This is a genomic window from Streptomyces sp. CAI-85 (genome assembly GCF_013363615.1).
GTDB classification, from domain to species: Bacteria; Actinomycetota; Actinomycetes; order Streptomycetales; family Streptomycetaceae; genus Streptomyces; species Streptomyces antibioticus_B.
In genome coordinates this window covers 1-805 of sequence record NZ_JAANNX010000225.1, presented here as the reverse complement: position 1 = coordinate 805, position 805 = coordinate 1, and the positions used below count along the sequence as shown (strand labels likewise).

General features: G+C 67.3%; 1 protein-coding gene. It reads left to right on the top strand.

The window, feature by feature from the left end:
• Positions 1-783 (top strand): ParA family protein (locus G6W55_RS37935; protein ID WP_254876602.1); only part of this gene is annotated, 783 nt, incomplete at its 5' end.
• Positions 784-805: the final 22 nt, after the last annotated feature.

Sequence of the window (805 nt, the reverse complement as noted above, 5' to 3'; positions counted from 1 at the left end):
GACCACGGCCCCGCGAAGATCATCGCGATGTGCAACCAGAAGGGCGGCGTCGGCAAGACCACGTCGACCATCAACCTGGGTGCCGCGCTCGCGGAGTACGGACGCCGGGTGCTGCTCGTGGACTTCGACCCGCAGGGCGCGCTGTCGGTCGGCCTCGGTGTCAATCCGATGGAGCTGGATCTCACGGTCTACAACCTGCTCATGGAGCGGGGCATGTCGGCCGACGAGGTGCTCCTGAAGACGGCGGTCCCCAACATGGACCTGCTGCCCAGCAACATCGATCTGTCCGCCGCCGAGGTGCAGTTGGTCTCGGAGGTCGCGCGCGAGTCGACCCTCCAGCGGGCGTTGAAGCCGCTGATGGACGACTACGACTACATCGTCATCGACTGTCAGCCCTCGCTCGGTCTGCTGACCGTGAACGCGCTGACGGCCGCGCACAAGGTGATCGTGCCGCTGGAGTGCGAGTTCTTCGCGCTGCGCGGGGTGGCGCTGCTGACCGAGACCATCGAGAAGGTCCAGGAGCGGCTCAACCCCGAACTGGAGCTGGACGGCATCCTCGCCACGATGTACGACTCGCGCACGGTGCACAGCCGTGAGGTCCTGGCCCGGGTGGTCGAGGCGTTCGACGATCACGTCTACCACACGGTCATCGGGCGCACGGTGCGCTTCCCGGAGACCACGGTCGCCGGTGAGCCGATCACCACGTACGCCTCCAACTCCGTCGGCGCCGCCGCCTATCGTCAGCTCGCCAGGGAGGTGCTCGCCCGGTGTCACGCCGAGTGAGTCTGCCGGGGGCCGACGAACT